Origin of the sequence: Thalassolituus sp. LLYu03 (genome assembly GCF_050507655.1) — a bacterium.
Classification (GTDB): Bacteria; Pseudomonadota; Gammaproteobacteria; order Pseudomonadales; family Oceanobacteraceae; genus Venatoribacter.
Map to the genome: position 1 here is coordinate 67777 of NZ_CP191496.1, position 20084 is coordinate 87860.

Annotated in this window: 20 protein-coding genes; 10 read left to right on the plus strand and 10 right to left on the minus strand. The window is 57.4% G+C overall.

The genetic code is table 11. From position 1 onward, the window contains the following. Nucleotides 1-16: 16 nt before the first annotated feature. A complete protein-coding gene (locus ACQUQU_RS00385; protein ID WP_430461273.1) occupies nucleotides 17-742 on the plus strand; it encodes a substrate-binding periplasmic protein in 726 nt (241 codons plus the stop codon). A 116-nt stretch (nucleotides 743-858) separates the two neighbouring features. Then, nucleotides 859-3414 carry an ExeM/NucH family extracellular endonuclease gene (locus tag ACQUQU_RS00390; RefSeq protein ID WP_430461274.1) on the plus strand — a complete coding sequence of 852 codons (2556 nt, stop codon included), beginning with the start codon at nucleotides 859-861 and terminating at the stop codon, nucleotides 3412-3414. Nucleotides 3415-3498: 84 nt separating this feature from the next. Here ACQUQU_RS00390 and ACQUQU_RS00395 read toward each other — a convergent pair whose 3' ends face one another. Both ACQUQU_RS00395 and ACQUQU_RS00400 read right to left on the minus strand, forming a co-directional pair. Beyond that, complete coding sequence (locus tag ACQUQU_RS00395; protein WP_430461275.1) at nucleotides 3499-3954, minus strand: CZB domain-containing protein; 456 nt, start codon at nucleotides 3952-3954, stop codon at nucleotides 3499-3501. A 130-nt stretch (nucleotides 3955-4084) separates the two neighbouring features. Beyond that, nucleotides 4085-4519: a hypothetical protein gene (locus ACQUQU_RS00400; protein ID WP_430461276.1), complete on the minus strand. Its 435-nt coding sequence runs from the start codon at nucleotides 4517-4519 to the stop codon at nucleotides 4085-4087. A gap of 162 nt (nucleotides 4520-4681) precedes the next feature. Between ACQUQU_RS00400 and ACQUQU_RS00405 the strand changes: the two genes are divergently transcribed. After that, the gene (locus ACQUQU_RS00405; protein ID WP_430461277.1) at nucleotides 4682-5566 is read left to right on the plus strand and encodes a diacylglycerol/lipid kinase family protein; all 885 of its coding nucleotides are present in this window, start codon (nucleotides 4682-4684) and stop codon (nucleotides 5564-5566) included. Nucleotides 5567-5657: 91 nt separating this feature from the next. On the opposite strand, the gene ACQUQU_RS00410 is transcribed toward ACQUQU_RS00405, so the two are convergent. The 3 genes from ACQUQU_RS00410 to ACQUQU_RS00420 form a co-directional block, all read right to left on the minus strand. Beyond that, the gene (locus ACQUQU_RS00410; RefSeq protein ID WP_430461278.1) at nucleotides 5658-6038 is read right to left on the minus strand and encodes a hypothetical protein; all 381 of its coding nucleotides are present in this window, start codon (nucleotides 6036-6038) and stop codon (nucleotides 5658-5660) included. After that, complete coding sequence (locus ACQUQU_RS00415; protein ID WP_430461279.1) at nucleotides 6031-6297, minus strand: hypothetical protein; 267 nt, start codon at nucleotides 6295-6297, stop codon at nucleotides 6031-6033. Before ACQUQU_RS00415 ends, ACQUQU_RS00410 begins: the two co-directional genes overlap by 8 nt. A 72-nt stretch (nucleotides 6298-6369) precedes the next feature. After that, the gene (locus tag ACQUQU_RS00420; protein WP_430461280.1) at nucleotides 6370-7392 is read right to left on the minus strand and encodes a hypothetical protein; all 1023 of its coding nucleotides are present in this window, start codon (nucleotides 7390-7392) and stop codon (nucleotides 6370-6372) included. Between the two features lie 178 nt (nucleotides 7393-7570). Between ACQUQU_RS00420 and ACQUQU_RS00425 the strand changes: the two genes are divergently transcribed. Beyond that, nucleotides 7571-8134 (plus strand): hypothetical protein, encoded by a 564-nt coding sequence (locus tag ACQUQU_RS00425; RefSeq protein WP_430461281.1) that lies wholly within the window; start codon nucleotides 7571-7573, stop codon nucleotides 8132-8134. A 9-nt stretch (nucleotides 8135-8143) separates the two neighbouring features. On the opposite strand, the gene ACQUQU_RS00430 is transcribed toward ACQUQU_RS00425, so the two are convergent. The 3 genes from ACQUQU_RS00430 to ACQUQU_RS00440 all read right to left on the minus strand — a co-directional run bounded on the left by ACQUQU_RS00430 (nucleotide 8144) and on the right by ACQUQU_RS00440 (nucleotide 11322). Beyond that, entirely contained in the window at nucleotides 8144-8791 is a 648-nt protein-coding gene (locus tag ACQUQU_RS00430; protein WP_430461282.1) for an MBL fold metallo-hydrolase, read from the minus strand. A 125-nt stretch (nucleotides 8792-8916) separates the two neighbouring features. Beyond that, nucleotides 8917-10674: a hypothetical protein gene (locus ACQUQU_RS00435; RefSeq protein WP_430461283.1), complete on the minus strand. Its 1758-nt coding sequence runs from the start codon at nucleotides 10672-10674 to the stop codon at nucleotides 8917-8919. A 69-nt stretch (nucleotides 10675-10743) separates the two neighbouring features. After that, nucleotides 10744-11322: an LPP20 family lipoprotein gene (locus ACQUQU_RS00440; protein ID WP_430461284.1), complete on the minus strand. Its 579-nt coding sequence runs from the start codon at nucleotides 11320-11322 to the stop codon at nucleotides 10744-10746. A 172-nt stretch (nucleotides 11323-11494) separates the two neighbouring features. Between ACQUQU_RS00440 and ACQUQU_RS00445 the strand changes: the two genes are divergently transcribed. After that, nucleotides 11495-11851 carry a hypothetical protein gene (locus ACQUQU_RS00445; protein ID WP_430461285.1) on the plus strand — a complete coding sequence of 119 codons (357 nt, stop codon included), beginning with the start codon at nucleotides 11495-11497 and terminating at the stop codon, nucleotides 11849-11851. Between the two features lie 96 nt (nucleotides 11852-11947). Here the strand turns inward: ACQUQU_RS00445 and ACQUQU_RS00450 are convergent, their stop codons facing one another. Beyond that, the gene (locus ACQUQU_RS00450; protein WP_430461286.1) at nucleotides 11948-12439 is read right to left on the minus strand and encodes an FKBP-type peptidyl-prolyl cis-trans isomerase; all 492 of its coding nucleotides are present in this window, start codon (nucleotides 12437-12439) and stop codon (nucleotides 11948-11950) included. Nucleotides 12440-12638: 199 nt separating this feature from the next. Here ACQUQU_RS00450 and hslV point away from each other — a divergent pair, with 199 nt between their 5' ends. Then, nucleotides 12639-13169 (plus strand): ATP-dependent protease subunit HslV, encoded by a 531-nt coding sequence (hslV, locus tag ACQUQU_RS00455; protein WP_430461287.1) that lies wholly within the window; start codon nucleotides 12639-12641, stop codon nucleotides 13167-13169. Between the two features lie 3 nt (nucleotides 13170-13172). Continuing rightward, complete coding sequence (hslU, locus tag ACQUQU_RS00460) at nucleotides 13173-14516, plus strand: ATP-dependent protease ATPase subunit HslU (protein WP_430461288.1); 1344 nt, start codon at nucleotides 13173-13175, stop codon at nucleotides 14514-14516. A gap of 68 nt (nucleotides 14517-14584) precedes the next feature. On the opposite strand, the gene ACQUQU_RS00465 is transcribed toward hslU, so the two are convergent. Then, nucleotides 14585-16219 carry a methyl-accepting chemotaxis protein gene (locus tag ACQUQU_RS00465; RefSeq protein ID WP_430461289.1) on the minus strand — a complete coding sequence of 545 codons (1635 nt, stop codon included), beginning with the start codon at nucleotides 16217-16219 and terminating at the stop codon, nucleotides 14585-14587. Nucleotides 16220-16329: 110 nt separating this feature from the next. Here ACQUQU_RS00465 and ACQUQU_RS00470 point away from each other — a divergent pair, with 110 nt between their 5' ends. The 3 genes from ACQUQU_RS00470 to rlmB are packed head-to-tail and all read left to right on the plus strand — an operon-like array spanning nucleotide 16330 to nucleotide 20073. Further along, entirely contained in the window at nucleotides 16330-16737 is a 408-nt protein-coding gene (locus tag ACQUQU_RS00470) for a gamma-butyrobetaine hydroxylase-like domain-containing protein (protein ID WP_430461290.1), read from the plus strand. A gap of 39 nt (nucleotides 16738-16776) precedes the next feature. Then, nucleotides 16777-19326, plus strand: coding sequence for a ribonuclease R (rnr, locus tag ACQUQU_RS00475; protein ID WP_430461291.1), 2550 nt, complete (start codon nucleotides 16777-16779; stop codon nucleotides 19324-19326). Between the two features lie 3 nt (nucleotides 19327-19329). Continuing rightward, nucleotides 19330-20073: a 23S rRNA (guanosine(2251)-2'-O)-methyltransferase RlmB gene (gene rlmB / locus ACQUQU_RS00480; RefSeq protein WP_430461292.1), complete on the plus strand. Its 744-nt coding sequence runs from the start codon at nucleotides 19330-19332 to the stop codon at nucleotides 20071-20073. Nucleotides 20074-20084: the final 11 nt, after the last annotated feature.

The following is a 20084-nucleotide window of genomic DNA, read 5'->3' on the forward strand; positions in this document are numbered from 1 at the left end:
TTCCGGGAATGTGCCGATGCGTCTGTGGCAACTGACTTTACTGCTTCTGTGTTTTCCGGCGTCGGCCGCCACGCTGAACATCGCGGCGGAAGATGCCTGGCCACCGTTTTCTGACGAAAATGGTCAGGGTTATTCCCGCGAGCTGGCCACCGCTGCGTTTCAGCTGTCGGGCGTTACCCTCAACATTCAGACCGTACCCTACGCGCGGGCCTTGTCCATGACCCTTGGTGGTGAAAGTCAGGGCTGCTGGAATGTCACCCGCCAGCCGAGCACCGAAGCTCAGTATGTCTTTGGCACTACGCCGTTATTTAAGGCATCGGCCTCTTATTATTTCAAAGCCGGAAAAGAGAAAAATTACCCGTCGCCGGCGGCCATTCCGGATGGTACCCGCATAGCCGTGATTAACGGCTATGAATACGGCGATGAATTTGAACACCACAAAGCCCGTTTTCAGCTGATTCCTGTCTCCAAACAAAAACAGATGTTGTCGTTGTTGCTGAATGAACGGGCGGATATGGCGATTTTCTTTGACCGGGTGTTCGACTACACCCTGGCTCATTCGCCCTTGTCGCGGTCGCTGTTCAGCAAAGGGCATGTGAATCACGTCAGTGATATTTATATTGCCTTCAGCGCTGCTGACCCAAAATCCCGCGACTACGCCAGAATGCTCGACGACGGGCTGAAAATACTGAAAGAAAATGGTGAATATGAGCGCATCATGAACACCATGCCCACCCCGTAAAAGTTTTACCTGTCATAAAAAACTAATAAATCTGTCAGAAATTCGTTTCTTGATTGCAATATGTCACCGGCTGAATAGCTCCCCTGATAAAAACACAAAGTATCTTTGGGGAAATTATGAAGCGCACGTCTCTGTGGCTGAGCCTGTTAAGCGCCGCCGCCTTCAGTCTGCCGGCATCGGCGGATCTGATTATCAACGAAGTTGACTCAGACAATACCGGTACCGATAACGCCGAATTCATTGAATTATTCGATGGTGGTACAGGTAATACCGCTCTCGACGGCTATGTGCTGGTCTTTTTTAACGGCAGTAGTGACACCAGTTATAAAGCCTTTGATCTTGATGGTTACAGCACAGGCGCCGACGGCTATTTCGTTGTTTGCGGTGATGCCGCCAACGTCAGCAATTGTGACCTGGATGTGTCACCGGATACCGATCTGATTCAGAACGGTCAGGACGCCGTGGCTCTGTATCAGGCAAGTGACTCCGATTTTGCGTCGGGCACTGCGGTGACCACCACCAACCTGGTCGACGCTCTGGTGTACGACACCAGCGACGCCGATGACGCCGGCCTGCTGGTGTTGCTGAACGCCGATCAGCCGCAGATTGATGAAAACGGCAACGGCGCCAAAGACACAGAATCCATGCAGCGTTGCAGCAACGGTTCCGGCGGCGCGCGCAATACCAGCACCTACACACTGGCCACGCCAACACCGGGTGCCGACAATCAATGCGGCGGGGATACCGAACCTGAACCGGATCTGTTCGGTGCCTGTGGTGAAACCACACAGGATAATTTCGCCCCGATCAGCAGCGTGCAGGGCAGCATTGCCGATGTCACCGCCGACGCCAGCCCGCTGCTCGGTCAGACGGTTATTATCGAGGGTATTGTCACCCTAGATAAACAGGGTGGCACACTGGCGAATGGCGACAGCTCGTATCAGTACAGCGGCTTCTGGCTGCAGGAAGAAGACAGCGATGCCGATGGTGATGCGAACACCTCAGAAGGCGTATTTGTTTACGATTACAGCCACGCTGTGAGCGTGGGCGATAAAGTCCGTTTGCAGGGCACTGTCGCGGAATACAGTCAGGTGACTCAGGTGAAAACCATCACCGACCTGACCATTTGTTCGTCTGATAACAACCTGCCGCAGGCGGTTGTGGTCACGCTGCCGGTGGCATCGCTGACTCAGCTCGAAGCACTGGAAGGCATGCGCATCAGCAATAATCAGAATCTGGTGGTGTCTGATCTGTACGGCACAGGCTATGGCCTGGGTAATTACGGGCAGTTCGTGGTGTCGTCGGCGCTGCATTTCCAGGGCACCGAAATTGCGCTGCCGGGTTCTGCCGAAGCAACCGGCGCTGAAGCGGCCCGTGTACTCGACACTCTGCTGATCGACGACGGCGTATCGGCGTCTTATCCGGCGTTTATTCCGTTCCCGGATGACACCGGTTTTTCTGCGGATAACCCGATGCGCATTGGCTACACAGTGCCATCGGTAGCCGGTGTGATGCACGCCTATAAAAATAATTACACCGTTATTCCTGACAGCCTGACCATCGACCCGACCCACGCACGCACAACGGCACCTGTGATTGCGCAGGATGCAAATCTGGTGATTGTGGGCATGAACGTGCTGAATTACTTCAACGGTGATGGTCTGGGCGAGGGTTTCCCGACCAGTCGTGGTGCGAAAACCGCCGATGCATTCAGCATGCAGAGCGCCAAAATTGTTGCTGCACTGGCGGCGATGAATGCCGACATTATTGGTCTGATGGAAATTGAAAATGACGGTTTCGGTGAGAACAGCGCCATTCAGACGCTGGTCAACGAACTGAACGCCACCCAGACCGCCGGTAATGAATACACCTTTGTAAATCCGGGCATTGCTGCCATTGGCAGCGATGAAATTACCGTGGGTCTTCTGTACCGCGCCGGACGTTTAACACCGGCCGGCACCACAGTGATTCTGAGTTCGGCAAATTCGCCACTGGACGACAATAACGAAGCGCTGTTTATCGACACCAAAAACCGTCCGTCGTTGATTCAGTCGTTCACCTTTAACGAGCAGACCTTTACCGTGTCGGTAAACCATCTGAAATCCAAAGGTTCTGCCTGTGACGAAACCGACGAAGGCGCGGATGGTCAGGGTAATTGCAACCAGACCCGTACCCGTGCGGCGCAGGCACTGGTGCAATTTCTGGCCACACGCCCGACCGGCGTAACCTCGGGCGATGTTATTCTGCTTGGCGACCTGAATGCTTACAGTCAGGAAGATCCGATGCAGGTGTTTTACAGCAACGGTTTCACCAACCTGAAATACACAGAACAATCGACCGAAGAACAACCGTATTCCTACTCTTACAGCGGCATGCTCGGCAGTCTCGACCATGCACTGGCCACGGGCACGCTGACCGACTGGGTCGTGAGTGTGGACGCCTGGCACATCAACTCGGTGGAAGACAGTCTGATGGACTACGAAACCGAAGCGAACGGTCAGGACTATAAATCGGTGGATAATTACGCCAGCGCTGACCCTTACCGTTCATCCGACCACGACCCGATTGTGGTGGCGCTGAATGTGCCAAAGCCGGATAACGGTGGTCCGTTAAGTCCGGTCTGGCTGCTGATGCTGGCCACTCTGGGTCTGGTGCGCCGCTACCAGCCGTAATGTCATTGGCGGGTGAATGACGACCAATAAAAAACCGGCTCAGGCCGGTTTTTTATTGCGTATTTAATTTGGAGCGCAAAACCGTCAGCAGCGTTCGCGTACAGCGGCTTCGAGGGTGTCCAGTGCATCCAGCATCACGCGGGAGGCGTCGTTCAGCTGTTGCAGCTGCTTTTCGACGGCCAGACTGTTGCGGGCGTTCAGACTGGTTTTACTGCCCAGTAGTTTTTGCCAGAAAGACGGTTCTGCCCGTTCAAATAATTGCTCGAAAATATCCTGATAAATACGGTGCACATCGCGGTGTGGCCGATCGATGGCGGTGAATTCGGGCAGGGCGGCCAGTTGCTGGCCAGCACCGTGATACCAGCAGCCGAACTGACAATCGGTGGGTTGCAGCGGCAGCTGACCTTCTTCCACTTCGTAACCGGAACTCAGCGCCATGGCATAGGCGCGCCAGCGCAGGTGAGCGGTCTTGGCGCGGCGGATCTGGTTCAGAATCTGGTCTTTTTCACTGTCGGAAAAGGGTGTCGTACGTTCGGACATTGTCTGTTGCCTGTGGTTATTCTTAGGCCCCGTAATCCATGGGGAGCCGGACTTTGCCAGAAATCACCCTCTGATAACAGACGAAAAATTGCATCCCTGCAAACCCTCTTTCCCAATTGTGACAGCGTCCTCAACCCGTAAACAGACGGCTCAGGGTGCTGAATTCGTGGGTCAGTCCGCGCAGTTTGCGCCGCTGGGACGGAACCCCGGTGTACAGGTGTTTAAGCACAAAAAACGCCTGATACAGATAATCAAAACAACTCTGGCGCCAGTGCGGACAGGCCTGTGGATTCAACGCGGCCTGACGCAGCGTCATGTACAGACGCGTCAGCCAGCTCTCCTGCAGCGCCGGTAAATGGCGCTCGCCGGCGCTGGCCGCGCAGGTCAGCACCAGATCCAGATACTCGTTCAGCAGCGCATCGGGCGCTGCGCTGTTGTTGGCCTGAGTGATGCTGTGTTCCAGCCGCAACAGGGCTTCGGTCGACGGGCCGACACTGAGCAGGTGCGGCGTCTGTGGCTGCGCCTGTGGCGGGGTATTGATGACGAACGTGGCGTGGATCGGCATGGCGCATTCTCCTTAACCGGTTGAACTTACAATAATAAGAATGATTATCGTTTGCAAGGTTCCATGATGATCGCCGATGCTGAGGAATGCGCTTATACTGCCGCGCTTTGATCTGGCTCACTCTTTCCGGGCCAGCCCGCTGAATTCGTGTGTGAGGCGCCGGTGACGGACGTTCTGATTGTGTATAACCCCGTGTCCGGTAACGGCAACCAGACACTGGTGGAAACCATTGCCGCGTCCCTGCGTGAACAGGGACAGACGGTGGCGCTGTATCCGACCCAAAGCGCCGGTGATGCGACCCGCTATCTGCAGAGCCTGACTGAACTGCCGCGCATTGTGGCGGCGGCCGGTGGCGATGGCACGGTGAACGAAGTGCTCAATGGTCTGGCTGCCCACGACAATCAGAGTTACCAGCTGGCAATCATTCCGACCGGCACCACCAACGTGCTGGCCATGGAGCTCGGCATCCGCAAAAACGCCCGCCAGATCGCGGCTACTCTGCTCGGCGGCAAGGAAAAAGCCGTCTATCCGGGACGGGTCAACGAACGTCGTTTTATGCTGATGACCGGCATCGGCTATGACGCCTGGGTGGTGGACAACGTCGATCTGGCGCTGAAAAAGCGTGTCGGCAAGCTGGCGTACGTGATGTCGATGCTGCGTCAGCTGCGCCATTTCGGCCGTAAAACCTATCGTCTGGCGGTGGACGGTCAGACGTATGAAGCCAACTCGGTCATCATTACCAATGGCCGTCTTTACGGCGGCTCATTTGTGCTGTCGAAGCAGGCGGACCTGAGTCTGCCGACCACGCAGGTGCTGATGATGAAGGGCAGCAGCCCGTTCAAACTCCTGCTGATTCTGCTTGGATTGCCTTTGGGCGTGATGGAAAAAATGCCGGGCATGACGTCGGTGGCGGCGCGTGACGTGCAGGTGCGCGATGCCGATGAAGGCGCTGGTCGTGAACCTGTGCAGGCCGATGGCGACTCGTTGGCAGAATTGCCGGTGCGTGTGCAGATGGATGCGGTGCCGTTGCGGGTACTGATCCCGTGATGTGACCCGCTATCTGCAGGCCCTGAGCAAGGGTTTGATCAGGGCCTGAGAGGGAACGCGGATAATTTAGGAGGGGCTTGAATACCGCCCCTTACGACCACTCGAATGGCTTTTCTTCGCCGCGGATGAGTTTTACCCACCCCTGATCGGACTCGCCGTCGGCTTCTTCCCAACCGCTGTCAGAGCAGCGGATTTCAACGCTCAGGGCTTTGTGCGCGGAACGGGCGCAATCCAGATCTGTGTTCCAGATGGTGTGGTTCTGTTTGATCCACAGACTGGCGAAGTTCTTCTCGGCTTTTTCGTTCAGAAAAATATCCACACTTTTCCCTTCGCACTCAGCCACCCAGTGATGATGATCCGGCAGCACGCGCTGATCGCGCAGCTCACCGAGCGCACTCGCCAGCCAGCCGCGCACCGCCGCCGGGTCGGGTTTCATCAGATAAATTTCAATGTCGGGGAAACGTTCAGTCATTTTTTTCCAGAAGCCGCAGCAGGCGCAGAATGCTGAGTGCCAGATAGCCGAGGGCGGCACTGATGCCGCCGGCCACGGCCAGAATCAGCCCGACCAGCGAGATGATTTCCTGACTCAGCGAGGGTAATAACAAGCGGTTGGATAAGACCACCATGCCCAGTCCGACAAAGAAGGCCAGAGCGCCAAGGGAAAACAGGCGCAGGTTTTCCCGATCTTTGTAGGCCCGTTTGCGCAGCCACAGGCGCACGTTGGAAGGCATGGATGTCTCCGCTCAATTCAGCGGCCTAGCATAGCAAGGGGCGGCGGGGCGACCAAGCACAGCCGTTGTGCACTACTCGGCGGCCAGCCGCCAGCTCTGCTGACAACGCCGCATGTATTCGTCTTTCAGGCTGAGTCCGACGGCGGGCCCCAGACGGGCACTGTCTTCGCACAGGCTGACAATCAGCTGAGTCGACACCCGGCTCAGGCGGGCAATCTGATCGTTCAGGGTATCGGTGGTCAGGCGCTCGACCGCCAGTGCTTTGTCGGTGGCGGCCAGTTGCTGCTGCAGCATCGAATAGTCGTGCGTCTGCTGATTGAGCGTGATCTGCTGTTCGCGCAGCTGGTTCTGCTGCAGATTCATCTGCGACATCCACTGCCGGCGCTCGCCCTGATGCATCTGCTGCATGGCGACCAGCTGATCGGTCTGGCGGTTGAGTACATTTTCGAGGGCGTTGATCTGCTGCTTCAGATGCAGGAAGAACAAACTGCCGGTAGTCAGCAGTACGGCAAACAGCGCGACCATGGCCGATGGCAGCAGCCAGCCCATGGACGCAGGCTGGGCCAGCAATACAGGCGCTTGCTTATGGGCGACAGGTGCGGTTTTCGGGCTGTCGGCAGGCTCAGCAGTCTGATCGGCGATGTGTTGGGGAATGTGCGGGGCGCCGCTTGGAGCAATGTGCAGGGCACTGTGTCCGGCAGGGGGCTGTGGCGCCGGCTCTGTGCTTTCAGTCGCGGGCTCAAGCGGCCCGGCGATGGCCAGATCGTCTGCGGCTGCTGCCGTCGGTTCAGCTTCCGTTAGCCCGGCTTCTGGTGGTTCTTCTTTGGGTGTCTCTCTTTTTGGAGACCCTGCTTCGGTCGCCACCGCAGTTGCGTCATCCGGGCTCAGCAAGGTGCGGCAGGCGCGGCTCAGATCGAGCAGTTGCGCTTCCAGTTGCAGACGCTCGTCGTCGTCCGGGCTGGCGGCCAGTTCCGCCAGACATTGCTGGTAGCGGTGCGCAAAGGCCGCACGTACATCCTGTGGCTGCTGGCTGAGGGTGCCCAGCAGGGCACGGGCATCGCCCGCCTGCATCGGCGCATGAAGTGCAGGATTCATACTGATTCCTCCTTGAAGATGGTCATCCTTACCCGCGCCCATAACGCCCGCAATCAATTCCTCGGGCATCCGGCACCTGCGGCCGTCAAAGTGGTCATACACCCGCCGGTTGCCGGATTGGCAGGGGCTGACAAGTGTAACTAAACTTAACTTCATGATTGTTAAGAAGGGATGACCCGTGACTAAGCACGAGCAGGAAGAAGAGCTGTCAGAAGCTCAGCGACTCACCATGCTGGAAGACACCGTATCCACCAACCGGGTGGTATTGCTGGTGATGGCGGTACTGGCGGTGGTGGCCATTTCAGTGGGTGTGACGGTGGCGGTGGTGAATCTGATGGCGCCGGACGTGACCTACGTCGACAGCCGCGCCTTCGCGCGTCTGGAGAAAGACGTCGAGATTCTGAAAGACGCGGCCATCGCTCAGGAAAAGAACATGGTGTCGGCCAAAGAGGTGCTCGACAGCAGCAACGCCAGCGCCTTCAAAACCCTGATGCTGGAGCAGGAACAAAGCTATCAACGGCATCTGACCGCCCTCAAGCAGGGGATGCGCGATCTGGCCCGCATGACGCCGGGGTCACGCACCTGGCTTGAGATTTACGACGAGCAGATGAATCAGGCGCTGGCAGAAAGCCGTGCCCGCATGGCGCGTCTGGAGCGGATTCAGACCAGTCAGTTGCCGGTCACCGAGACCTTCTCGCTGCAGTCCCGTCCGGCGCCGGTACAGATCAGCAACGAGAAGTAGTACGGCTGATCAGCCGCGGCGGTCCGACACGAACGGGTTGCTGCGGCGTTCCACACCAAAGGTCGACTCCGGACCGTGTCCGGGAATAAACGTCACCTCATCCCCCAACGGAAACAGCTTGTCGCGGATGGACGACACCAGTTGCTGGTGGTTGCCCTGCGGAAAATCCGTACGCCCGATGGAGCCCTGAAAAATCACATCGCCAACAATCGCGAGCTGATCGGCGGCGCTGTAAAACACCACGTGACCCGGCGTATGGCCCGGGCAATGAATCACATCCAGCACCACATTGCCCACCTGCACCTGATCGCCGTCGTTGAGCCAACGGTCGGGCGTGAAGGTTTCGGCCTGTGGAAAACCGAACATGGCCGACTGTTGCGGCAGCCCCTGAATCCAGAACAGATCGCCTTCCTGCGGGCCAATGACCGGTGCGTTCAGTGCGCGCGCCAGTGCCGCGGTACCGCCGGCGTGGTCGATGTGCGCGTGGGTCAGCAGAATCTGTTCAACCTCGGCGCCCATGTCCGCAATCTGCTGCTGAATACGTGGCAGGTCGCCGCCCGGATCCACCACCGCGGCTTTGCGGGTGTCGGTGCACATCAGAATGGTGCAGTTCTGGGCGAAGGCGGTGACCGGCACAATGGCAACGGTAAGCGGCATACGGGACTCCTGACGAAAAAACGATAAGGCCCGGAAACGCGGGCCAAAAAAAGACGGGGCAAGAGTAGCCCCGTCGTCAGCAGAAAGGAACAGCCGGGTTCAGTACCCGGCTTAATGCGCGAGCCTCAGAAGCGCACGATTTTAGGCTGCACGCCGGCGAACTGCGGCATGGTCATGCCAGCGTCGGCGTTGATGTAGGTGGGGTCGGCAATCACAAAGCGTTTGCCGCCCACGGTCCAGCTGTCGCCCTTTATCTGCGCGCTGAAGGCCACGGCGGTGGCGACGTGGCCCGGATAATCCAGGATCACCACATCCAGACCGAGCAGGCTTTCTGTCAGCCAGGCAAACAGCGCCGCGCGGTCTTCACAGTCGGAGTAGGGGTAGTGCAGGGTTTCCAGCGGAAACAGATAATTTTCTTCGTGGAACTGATCGTCGTCGGTTTCGTACGAGAACGCGGTCTGCACAAAGCGCAGCAGACGGTTAACCGCGTCCAGTTCACTCTGACCTTCCACCACAGGGCGCAGCTGCGTCAGTAACGACTGCGCCGTCACGGCGGGCAAACCGGCGCGGAAATAATTCGGCAGGGACAGCTGCGGGTAGCTGGCGAAATACGCGACGTACCGCTGCGGATAAGCCACGCTCAGGTTGTACTGCTTGCCGTCGTAACTGAAGGCCAGCTTGCGCTGTTCTTCCGCACCGGTGGGCACAAAACGGTTCGGCTCGCTGAAATCCAGTGCGGCGGACCCTTCCTCGTGCTGGCCTTCGTAGGTGAATACTTTGCCCGGCTTCAGCGGCTTGTCGTTCAGGTTAACGGCGTAATACTGCTTACCACCGAGGCGGAAATAGGTAACGCCGAACAGCTCCTGGTCGGAGGTGATCAGCAGATGCACGCGGTCGTTGTAGGCCACGCGGGCGTCGTAGCCGGCTTTCACCAGCAGGAACCAGCTGGTCAGAATGCGGCTGTTGTTGTCGCGCTGCAGGCTGCGGGCGAAGGCATCAAATAACTGCGCCGTGCCCCAGTCGTTCAGGCCCAGCGCTGCCGCGGTGTCTTTCAGTTCTTTCACCGTTTGCTTGTGTTCGCTGCCGGCCAGTTTCAGCCAGTAGTTGGCGATGTTGTCGTTATTCAGCTTGCCGCTGAACGCCTTCTTCATGGTCGCCGCGTAATGAATACTGATTTTATCGCCATAGAAATCGAAGGTCGCTGCCGGGCCGGTTGCCGGCTTTTCTGCGGCGGCTGGTGGGGCTGAAGGCGGAGTAACGGGCGTCGGAATTGGCGAAGTAACGGGCTTCGTAATCGGAGACGTAACGGGTTTGCTGCCCGGTGTTGTAACCGGGGTTGCAGGCGCCGGAGCTTTCGCGACCGGCGTGGCCGGTTGCTGGCCGGCTGGCTGTTCAGTAACTGGCGTTGACGGCTGCACTGGGGTAAACGGCAGGGTCGGCTTCTGCACACTGATCACAGGTGTCTGCACCGGAATCGTCGGTTGCTGCACTGTGGAGCCTGGCTGTCTGGACGGTTGCGGGCCGGTGATGGGTGATGTGGCCGGTTGTGTTACTGGTTGCGTCACAGGTGGTGAATCAGGGGCAGACACTGGCGGCAGCGGGCGCAGCGTCACCACCGGCGTGCGCGGCTGTTCGACCTTCACCTTGTTCACCGGAGCGGCAGGCAGATCTTCAGGCTTTGGCGCCGGGTCCCGCTGTTCGGCTGGTTTTACATCCACGGGTTGCCATTTCTGCTTCAGAAACTGAATAAAGGCTTTGTCGTTTTCATCGAGATAACTCTGAAAATCGGTCTGCGTTTTTTTCAGCCACTGCTGATATTCCGACTCTGCCAGTGTGGTCGCCGATAATCCCATCAGCACCAGCAAACCCATACGTAATTTCATACCTGCTCCCTGAATAAAAAAGCCGGCAAAAATGCCGGCTTAATGTCTGTCACCTGCAACGCGTGCCGGTTACTTCATGTTGGAAATTTCGTTGGCCAGTTCGTCGAAAGACTTCTCAGCCTGGAATTTCTGCCACAGGGCGCGCTCGTTGTTCATGGAAGTTTTGATGGCCTGTTCCGCTACTTTGGCAGCGGTGTCGGCATCCAGACCTACCAGTACAACGATACCGCCGCTAGGGGTTGGCATCTGACGGTAGATTTTGGAGCCAACCAGAGTTTCTTTGGTCAGCTGTTTGGTGACCGATGTGTTAACGCGATCAACGGTTTCGGCATCGCCGGCACCGGTAGTTTCAGCGTATTGCTTGATCATGTTCTGAACTTCAACCTGCATGGTCTGCGCCAGTTCAACACGGGCAGCGGTAGCAGCCATCTGCTTCATGAAGTTAGGGCCGGCAGCGGACTTGTCGGCATAGCCAACCGCTGACAGTTCGATACCATCAACCGGTGCACCACATACCCACTCAGGAGCAGCCTGACCAGAGCCATCAGCAAACGCACAGCTGGCAACAGGTTCTTTGGTCGGTTGGTTGGAGGCGCAGGCTGCCAGCAGGGCAGTTGCAGCTACGGCAAAAGCGGCACGAAATTTCATTTTTCTCTCCTTGATCGGGGCAAGCGATGCATTCGCTGTTTTTTAAAAAGGTTTGCCGAGAATAGCGGATGCTATGGCAAAATGCCACACACCGCAGGGCAGCATATGAGGCAGGTCAGAAATGCGAAAAAAACCTGAATTTAAAGGACTTTCCCGCTTATCAGTTCAGCTGGTGTTAAGCCTTCTTGTGCTGAGCGGATGCGCCGCAAAACCCGCGTCGTCAACGCCGCATTGGCTCACCAATCCGGGCGATGGCGTGGTCGCTTCCTGTGGTTTCAACATCAAGGGCCGTTACGCGCAGGAGCAGTGTGCTCAGACCCGTGCCCGCGAGCAGCTGGCCGCCCGTCAGGGGGTCGATGTCAGCAGTGTTTCTTTGCTGACCGAGCAGGTTCGCAATGAGTTCTCTAACGTCACGCTGGCAAAAGAGACGCGCGAAACGGTGAATAAAACCACGGTGAAAGCCCGTGTTGTCGACAGCTGGTACGACGCCCAGCGAGATGAATATTACGTGTGGATGAAAGGCGAGTAAGACCTTCATTCGAACGGCTGCGCCTGCCGGCGCTTGAGCCCTCGACGCTCGGTGCAGCGTGTCCGGGGGCGTCCCACGGACACGTCGCTTAAGCACTCAGTGCTGATGACCACCAACGCCGTGGGCGTGACCGTGGGCAATCTCTTCCGCGGTGGCGGCACGCACATCTTCAATGCGCACATCGAAACGCAGTGTTTTGCCAGCCAGCGGGTGGTTGGTATCCACGTCGGCCATAAAGCGGCCAACCTTCACAATGGTCACCTGACGGGCACCCTGTTCGGTTTCCACCACGGCCACCATGCCTTTCTTCCATACTTTGGCGCCTTGCAGGTGTTTCACCGGCACGCGCGCGACCGCATCTTCCTGACGCAGACCGTAGGCCTGTTCCGGGGTCAGGGTGAAGCTGGTTTCTTCGCCAGTGGCTTTGCCTTCGATGGCCTGTTCAAAGGCCGGAATCATGCTGTTGTGACCATGCAGGTACGCAATCGGGTGGGCGTGGGCGCCGTCGCGGGTGGTTTCAATAAGCTGACCGTCGGCGTCGAACAGGCTGTAGTGCAGCTGTACCACGGAGTCTTTGCTGATGTTCATGATGCAATCCTGACTGGTTTTCGTTGGGCGCGTCAGTGGCGATGCCACTGGCGTTCAGAGGGCGCGAGTATCCATTCAGGACCGGCCTTTGGCAACCGGCTGCGGCGGACGGCATTCCTGTCAAACCCGGCCGGCGCCCTTGATTTGCCCGCCAGCACCCCCATATCCGCAGTTCATGCTCTTAGTGCAGGAAATTCTCATGACAACAATTGTTTCTGTCCGCCGTGGTAACGAAGTGGTAATTGGTGGTGACGGACAGGTGTCTCTGGGCAATACCGTGATGAAAGGTAATGCCCGTAAAGTCCGCCGTTTATACAACGATCAGGTGCTGGCGGGGTTTGCCGGCGGTACGGCGGATGCGTTTACGCTGTTTGAAAAATTCGAAGCCCAGTTGCAGAAACACCATGGTCAGCTGACCCGTGCTGCCGTTGAGCTGGCCAAAGAGTGGCGTTCCGACCGGGCGCTGCGCAAGCTCGAGGCCATTCTGGCGGTGGCCGACCATACGGCGTCCCTCATCATCACAGGCAACGGCGATGTGCTGCAGCCGGAAAACGATCTGATCGGGGTTGGCTCCGGTGGCAATTACGCGCTGGCTGCTGCCCGCGCCCTGCTGGAAAACACCGAGCTGAGTGCCCGCGAGATTGTCGAAAAGAGTCTGAACATCGCAGGCGATATCTGTGTGTTCACCAACCATAACCTGACCATCGAACGTCTGGTGGCCGGAGAATAATTTATGAGTCAGATGACCCCGCGTGAAATTGTTCACGAACTCGACCGCCACATTATTGGTCAGCACAACGCCAAACGCGCTGTCGCCATTGCGCTGCGCAACCGCTGGCGCCGTATGCAGCTGCCGGTGGAGCTGCGTGAAGAAGTCACACCCAAAAACATTCTGATGATAGGCCCGACCGGTGTCGGTAAAACCGAGATTGCCCGTCGCCTGGCCAAGCTGGCCAATGCGCCATTTATCAAGGTTGAAGCCACCAAGTTCACTGAAGTGGGTTACGTAGGCAAAGACGTGGAATCCATTATCCGGGATCTGGTTGAAACCGGCATCAAACTGCTGCGCGAACAGGAAATGGCACGCGTATCGAGCCGTGCCGAACTGGCGGCAGAAGAGCGTATTCTGGATGCCCTGCTGCCTCCGGCACGTCCGGCGACCGCCAGCTGGGACACCACCGAAGAACCGAAAAAAGAAGACGGCGCCGCGCGTCAGGTCTTCCGCAAAAAACTGCGTGAAGGTCAGCTCGATGACAAAGAAATTGAGCTGGACATGGCGCAGGTAAGCGCCGGCGTGGAAATCATGGCGCCACCGGGTATGGAAGAAATGACCGCCCAGTTGCAGAACATGTTTTCCAGTCTCGGCGGCGAGAAAAAATCCCGCCGTAAACTGAAAATTGCCGATGCCATGAAACAGCTGCGCGACGAAGAAGCGTCGGCACTGCTGAACATGGAAGAACTGAAAGTGCGCGCGCTGGAGCTGGTCGAACAGAACGGCATCGTGTTTATCGACGAAATCGATAAAGTGGCCAAGCGCAACGAAAGCGGCACCGGTGGCGATGTGTCGCGCGAAGGCGTACAGCGTGATCTGCTGCCGTTAATCGAAGGCTGCACGGTTTCCACCAAATACGGCATGATCAAAACCGACCACATTCTGTTTATTGCCTCGGGCGCTTTTCATCTGGCCAGGCCGTCGGATCTGATTCCGGAACTGCAGGGCCGTTTGCCGATCCGTGTGGAACTGGAAGCCCTGACCCCGCAGGATTTTCAGCGCATTCTGACCGAGCCGAACGCATCGCTGACGGCGCAGTACAAAGCCTTGCTGAAAACCGAAGGACTGGATGTGGATTTCACCGAAGATGCCATTCAGCGTCTGGCAGAAATCGCCTTTGAGGTGAACGAAACCACCGAAAATATCGGCGCGCGTCGTTTGCACACCATCATGGAGCGTCTGCTGGAACACATCTCCTTTGACGCCACCGATATGCACGAAGCGGTTAAGATCGACGCCGCCTACGTTGAAGAACAGCTGGGTGGTCTGGCGCGTAATCAGGATCTCAGTCAGTTTATTCTGTGATTTAACGCGTATTTCCGTGCAATAAAAAAGGCCGCAGTCGCGGCCTTTTTTATTGGGTTTCTGGCTTGTTACACTTTAAAACGTTCAATCAGTTTCACCATGCTGCTGCTGCCCGCGGCGAGCTTCTGACTGATGTCTTCGGTCTTGCGCATATTGTCGGCGATGTGTCCGGACGACTCGGCAATACGCACCACGTTACCCGTGATTTCGTTGGCCGCAGCACTTTGTTCCTCGACCGCACTGGCGATGCTCAGGTTCATTTCGGTGATGGTGTTCACCGCGGTGCTGATGGCGGAGATGGCATCCAGCGCCTGTTGTGAGCTTTCCGCTGTGCTTTCGGAATTACGCGCGTTTTCTTCCATGGATTTCACCGCCGTTGCCGCCTGCTCCTGCAGACGGGAAATCATCTTGTTGATCTCTTCGGTCGATTGCTGCGTGCGCGAGGCGAGGGTGCGTACTTCGTCGGCGACCACCGCGAAACCGCGGCCCTGTTCGCCGGCGCGGGCGGCTTCGATGGCGGCGTTTAATGCCAAGAGGTTGGTCTGCTCGGCAATGCCGCGGATCACATCCAGAACCGAACCAATGGAATCGGTTTCTGCACGCAGGCCCTGAATCACCGCGCAGGAGTTCTGAATATCCGCCGCCAGTTCACCGATGCGTGATTGGGTGCTTTCCATGGTGCGTTTACCGCGTGATGCACTTTCCGACACTTCGGTCGCGGCCGAGGCTGCGCGCTCGGCGTTGTCGGCCACGCTGTGAATGGTCTGGCTCATCTCGTTTGAACCTGTGGCGGCGAGGTCGGTCTGCTGCAGCTGATCGTCGGTCAGGGTGCGGGTTTTGCTGCTGATGCCGGCAATGTCGCGGGTCAGTTGCGCCAGTAGTTCCGAGTTGCTCTTACTCTGGCGCACCAGTTCCTGAATCTGTTCGATAAAGGCGTTAAAGAAACGGGCAATGGCCGTGATTTCGTCGTCACCACGGATCGGCAAACGCTGGGTCAGGTCGCCTTCGCCGCGGGAAATATCACGCATGGCGTTGGTAACGTTGCGCAGGGGCGTGCGGATGCTGGTCGAAATCAGGCTGATGGCCACCACCAATAGCAAAAGGAAGACCACGCTCGTGATCACCAGCTCAGCGGCGCTGTCCCAGAAGGCGGCGGAAACATCGTCGGTATACACACCGGTGCCGATCACCCAGTCCCAGGGTTTGAAATATTTCACGAAGCTGATTTTGCCGACCGGTTTGTCGCTGCCGAGCTTCGGCCATAAATAGTTGAGGAAGCCGCCGTCCGGGTTGGCAAAGGCCACTTTGTTAATCTCGCGGAACAGGTATTTGCCTTCCGGATCCTGCACGCCATTCACGTTTTTGCCTTCCAGTTCCGCCTTGGAGCCGTGCACCACTACCACCGGACCCGAGTCGTTCACCCAGAAGTATTCGCTGCCGCTGTAGCGCAGCTGGCGGATGTTATCTTTTGCCCGCTGCTGGGCCTCTTCGACCGGCATTCCCTGCTGGCTTTGCTGATAGTAGAAGTTCACCAGCGAGTAGACGGTTTCTACCTGCTGACGCACGGCCGCCTGTTTGGCTCCGGATATGGTCTGATGGATATGTTGCATGGCCTGCAGTTCAATCAGAACCACGCACACCACCGCCGCAATCAGGATCAGCCACAGCCGCACTTTGATACTGATTTTGCGTAAAGAATTCATAGGCAGTACAACCCCGGCAATAGTACACTTTAAGCCATCAGGTAAAGCCCATATCCCGACGGTTGCCCGCAAGGGGCATATCAGATAAAGCATAGTGCCCGGTACGGGATTTGCCTGATAAATCCCCTGACAAGAGTGGCATATACGTGATTCCGACTTCGATTAAAGTGAAAAAAAACAGCCGTTGTCTCGAATTGGGGTACAGCGACGGCACCTTTGAACTCGCCTTTGAGTTTTTGCGGGTCTGGTCGCCGTCTGCCGAAGTACGCGGACACGGCATTGGTAATGGTGTTTTGCAGACGGGTAAAAAAGACGTAACCCTGCTGCGCATCGAGCCGGCGGGCAATTACGCGCTCAAGCTGGTGTTTGACGATGGTCACGACTCCGGCCTTTACGATTGGGCGTATCTGCGCCATTTGTGCCTGAACCAGAACGACCTCTGGCAGGACTACTTAGACAGGCTTGCGGCCGCAGGAAAAAGCCGCGAGTCGTCACACATCAACTTCAAAGCCCTGTAAGCGTTATACTCAGGGCTTATTCATACAAGGAGCCGTATTTTGACGGATTCCAGCAAACAAAAGCCGGTGCGTAACACCGCTCCCTTCAAAGACCCGAACGCGGCCGCCGAAGCGGAAAAATACGACAATCCGGTTGCCAGCCGCGAAGCGCTGCTGATGCTGCTCGAGCAGATCGGCCACCCGGCTACCCACGAAGAAGTCTGCGCCCGTCTGGGCGAAACCGACGAAGACCGCGTAGAAGCCCTGCGCCGCCGTCTGATCGCCATGTCGCGCGATGGCCAGCTGATCAGCAACCGCCGCAACCAGTTTGCGCCGATGCGCAAAGTCGATCTGATCACCGGCGTGGTGATGGGTCACCGCGACGGTTACGGGTTTGTACTGCGCGATGGCGCTGACGATATCTACCTGTCCAACCGTCAGATGAGCAAAGTGTTTCACGGTGACCGCGTGGCGGTGCAGATTCTGGGTCTCGACCGTCGTGGTCGTCCGGAAGGCAAAATCGTGGAAGTGCTCGAGCGCAACACGCAAAAAGTGGTTGGCCGTTATTTCGACCAGTCGGGCGTGGGCGTGGTACAGCCCGACAACAAGCGCGTGGCGCACGAAATTCTGATTCAGCCGGAAGGGCGCAAAGGTGCACAGCACGGCCAGTTTGTGGTGGTGCAGCTGACCCAGCAGCCGCAGGCCGGTGGTCTGCCGATGGGCGAAGTGATCGAAGTGCTGGGTGACCATCTGGCGCCGGGCATGGAAATCGAAGTCGCCATCCGCAGCCACAACATTCCGAACGAATGGTCCGACGAGGTGATGGCAGAAACCAAAAAACTGCCGGCCGAAGTCAAAGAAAAAGACAAAAAGAACCGCATCGATCTGCGTGACCTGCCGTTTGTCACCATCGACGGCGAAGACGCGAAAGACTTCGACGACGCGGTGTACTGCGAGAAAAACCGCAGCACCGGCGGCTGGCGTTTATTCGTCGCCATCGCCGACGTATCGCATTATGTGCAGGTGCATTCTGCGCTGGATAAAGAAGCCCATGTGCGTGGCAATTCGGTGTATTTCCCGGGCTTTGTTGTGCCTATGCTGCCGGAAAAATTATCCAACGGTCTGTGCTCGCTGAACCCGGAAGTCGACCGTCTGGTGATGGTGTGTGAAATCACCATTTCCAAAGCCGGTAATATTTCCGGTTACCAGTTTATGGAAGGCATTATTCACTCTCATGCGCGTCTGACCTACAACAAGGTCTGGCAGATGCTGGAGTTGCCGCGCACCGACGAAGGCGATGCCTGGCGCGAGCACTACAAAAATATTGTGCCGCACGTCGAAGACCTGTACGCCCTGTTCAAGCTGCTGCGCAGCAAACGCGAAGCCCGTGGCGCGATGGATTTCGATTCGGTTGAAACCCGCATCGTGTTCGACTCCGAACGTAAGATTCAGGAAATTGTGCCGGTATCGCGTAACGAAGCGCACATGCTGATCGAAGAATGCATGCTGGCCGCCAACGTCTGTGCGGCGGATTTCCTCGACCGCTACAAAGTGCCGACCCTGTACCGGGTGCACAACGGCCCGACGCGCGAAAAGCTGGAAAACCTTCACGCCTTTTTAGGTGAGCTGGGCCTGTCCATTGCCAATGGTTCTGAGCCGACGCCAAAAGATTATCAGGCATTAATTGAGCGCATCGGCGACCGTCCGGATTCGCACCTGATTCAGACCGTGCTGCTGCGCTCGCTCAGTCAGGCGCAATACCAGCCGGAAAATGAAGGCCACTTCGGTCTGGCGTACAAGGCCTACACCCACTTCACCTCGCCGATCCGCCGGTATCCCGACCTGCTGATTCACCGCGGCATCCGCAGCGTGATCCGCAGCGAGCGTGAGTGCAAACACGTCAAACGTGCCGACGGCGCCAAGCCGCTGGCCGCGCGCGATATTTATCCGTACGACACCGGCGCCATGGTGCATCTGGGCGAACACTGCTCAATGACCGAACGCCGTGCCGACGACGCCACCCGTGACGTCACCGACTTCCTCAAATGCGAATACATCAGTGATCGCGTGGGTGAAGAATTTGAAGGTGTAATCAGTGCGGTCACCGGTTTCGGTCTGTTTGTGGAATTGTCCGAGGTGTATGTCGAAGGTCTGGTGCACGTCAGCAGTCTGGCTAACGATTACTACCATTTTGATGCAACGAAACACCGTTTGGTGGGCGAGCGCACGCGCCGCAGTTTCCGCCTGGGCGACAAACTCTGGGTACGCGTGACCGGCGTAAGCCTCGACGACCGCAAGGTTGATTTCGAACTGGCCACCGCACCGCTGAACCGTGAACGCAAAGGCGCGGATTTCCCGGAACCGGCCCGTCTGCCGCGTCGTCGTGAACAGCAGGCCAGTGGCGATAAAGTGGAAATTTCCATGCGTCCGGGCCGCCGTAAACCCGTGGCTGATGGTGCTGAAAGCAGCGACGACAAAAAGAAAAAGCCGAAGCCAAGCAAGCGTCAGAAGCTGAACGCGAAAAAGAAAACAGAAAGCAAAAAAACCGACAAGAAAAAGGCCGCTAAAAAAGCTGCCAAAAAAGCCGGTAAGAAAAAACAGGTTAAATAACGCATGAAACTCGAAGCCGTTTACGGTTTACACGCGGTCACCACCCTGCTGCAGCGCAGCCCGGATCAGGTGGTCGAACTCTGGGTCATGAAAGGCCGTGTCGATCAGCGCATGCAGCGCGTGCTCGATCTGGCTCAGGAGCAGGGGCTCGACGTCCGTGAAGCCGACAAAGGTCTGATGAATCAGAAGGCCGATGAAGGTAACCATCAGGGTGTGATTGCCTGGCGCAAGCCGGTGCAGAACAAAAGCGAAAAGCACTTGCCGGAAATTCTGGACAGCATCAGCGGCACACCGCTCATTCTGATTCTTGACGGCGTGACCGACCCGCACAATTTAGGCGCCTGTCTGCGTACCGCCGATGCCGCCGGTGTGCAGCTGGTGATTGCGCCGAAGGACAAATCGGCGCCGCTGAACGCCACCGCCGCGAAAGTGGCCTGTGGTGCAGCGGAAGCCGTGCCGTACATTCAGGTGACGAATCTGGCGCGCACCATGAAAGAACTGCAGGAACGCGGTATCTGGATCGTCGGCACCGCCGGCGAAGCCACGCACAGCGTGTACGAGCAGGATTTCAAAGGCGCCATCGCACTGGTGATGGGGGCCGAAGGCGCGGGTATGCGCCGCCTGACGCGTGAGCATTGCGATTATCTGGTCAATATTCCGATGGCCGGTGAAGTCAGCTCGGTCAACGTGTCGGTGGCCACGGGTATTTGTCTGTTTGAAGCGGTGCGTCAGCGTCGCGGTCTGTAAGGTGTGCGGAG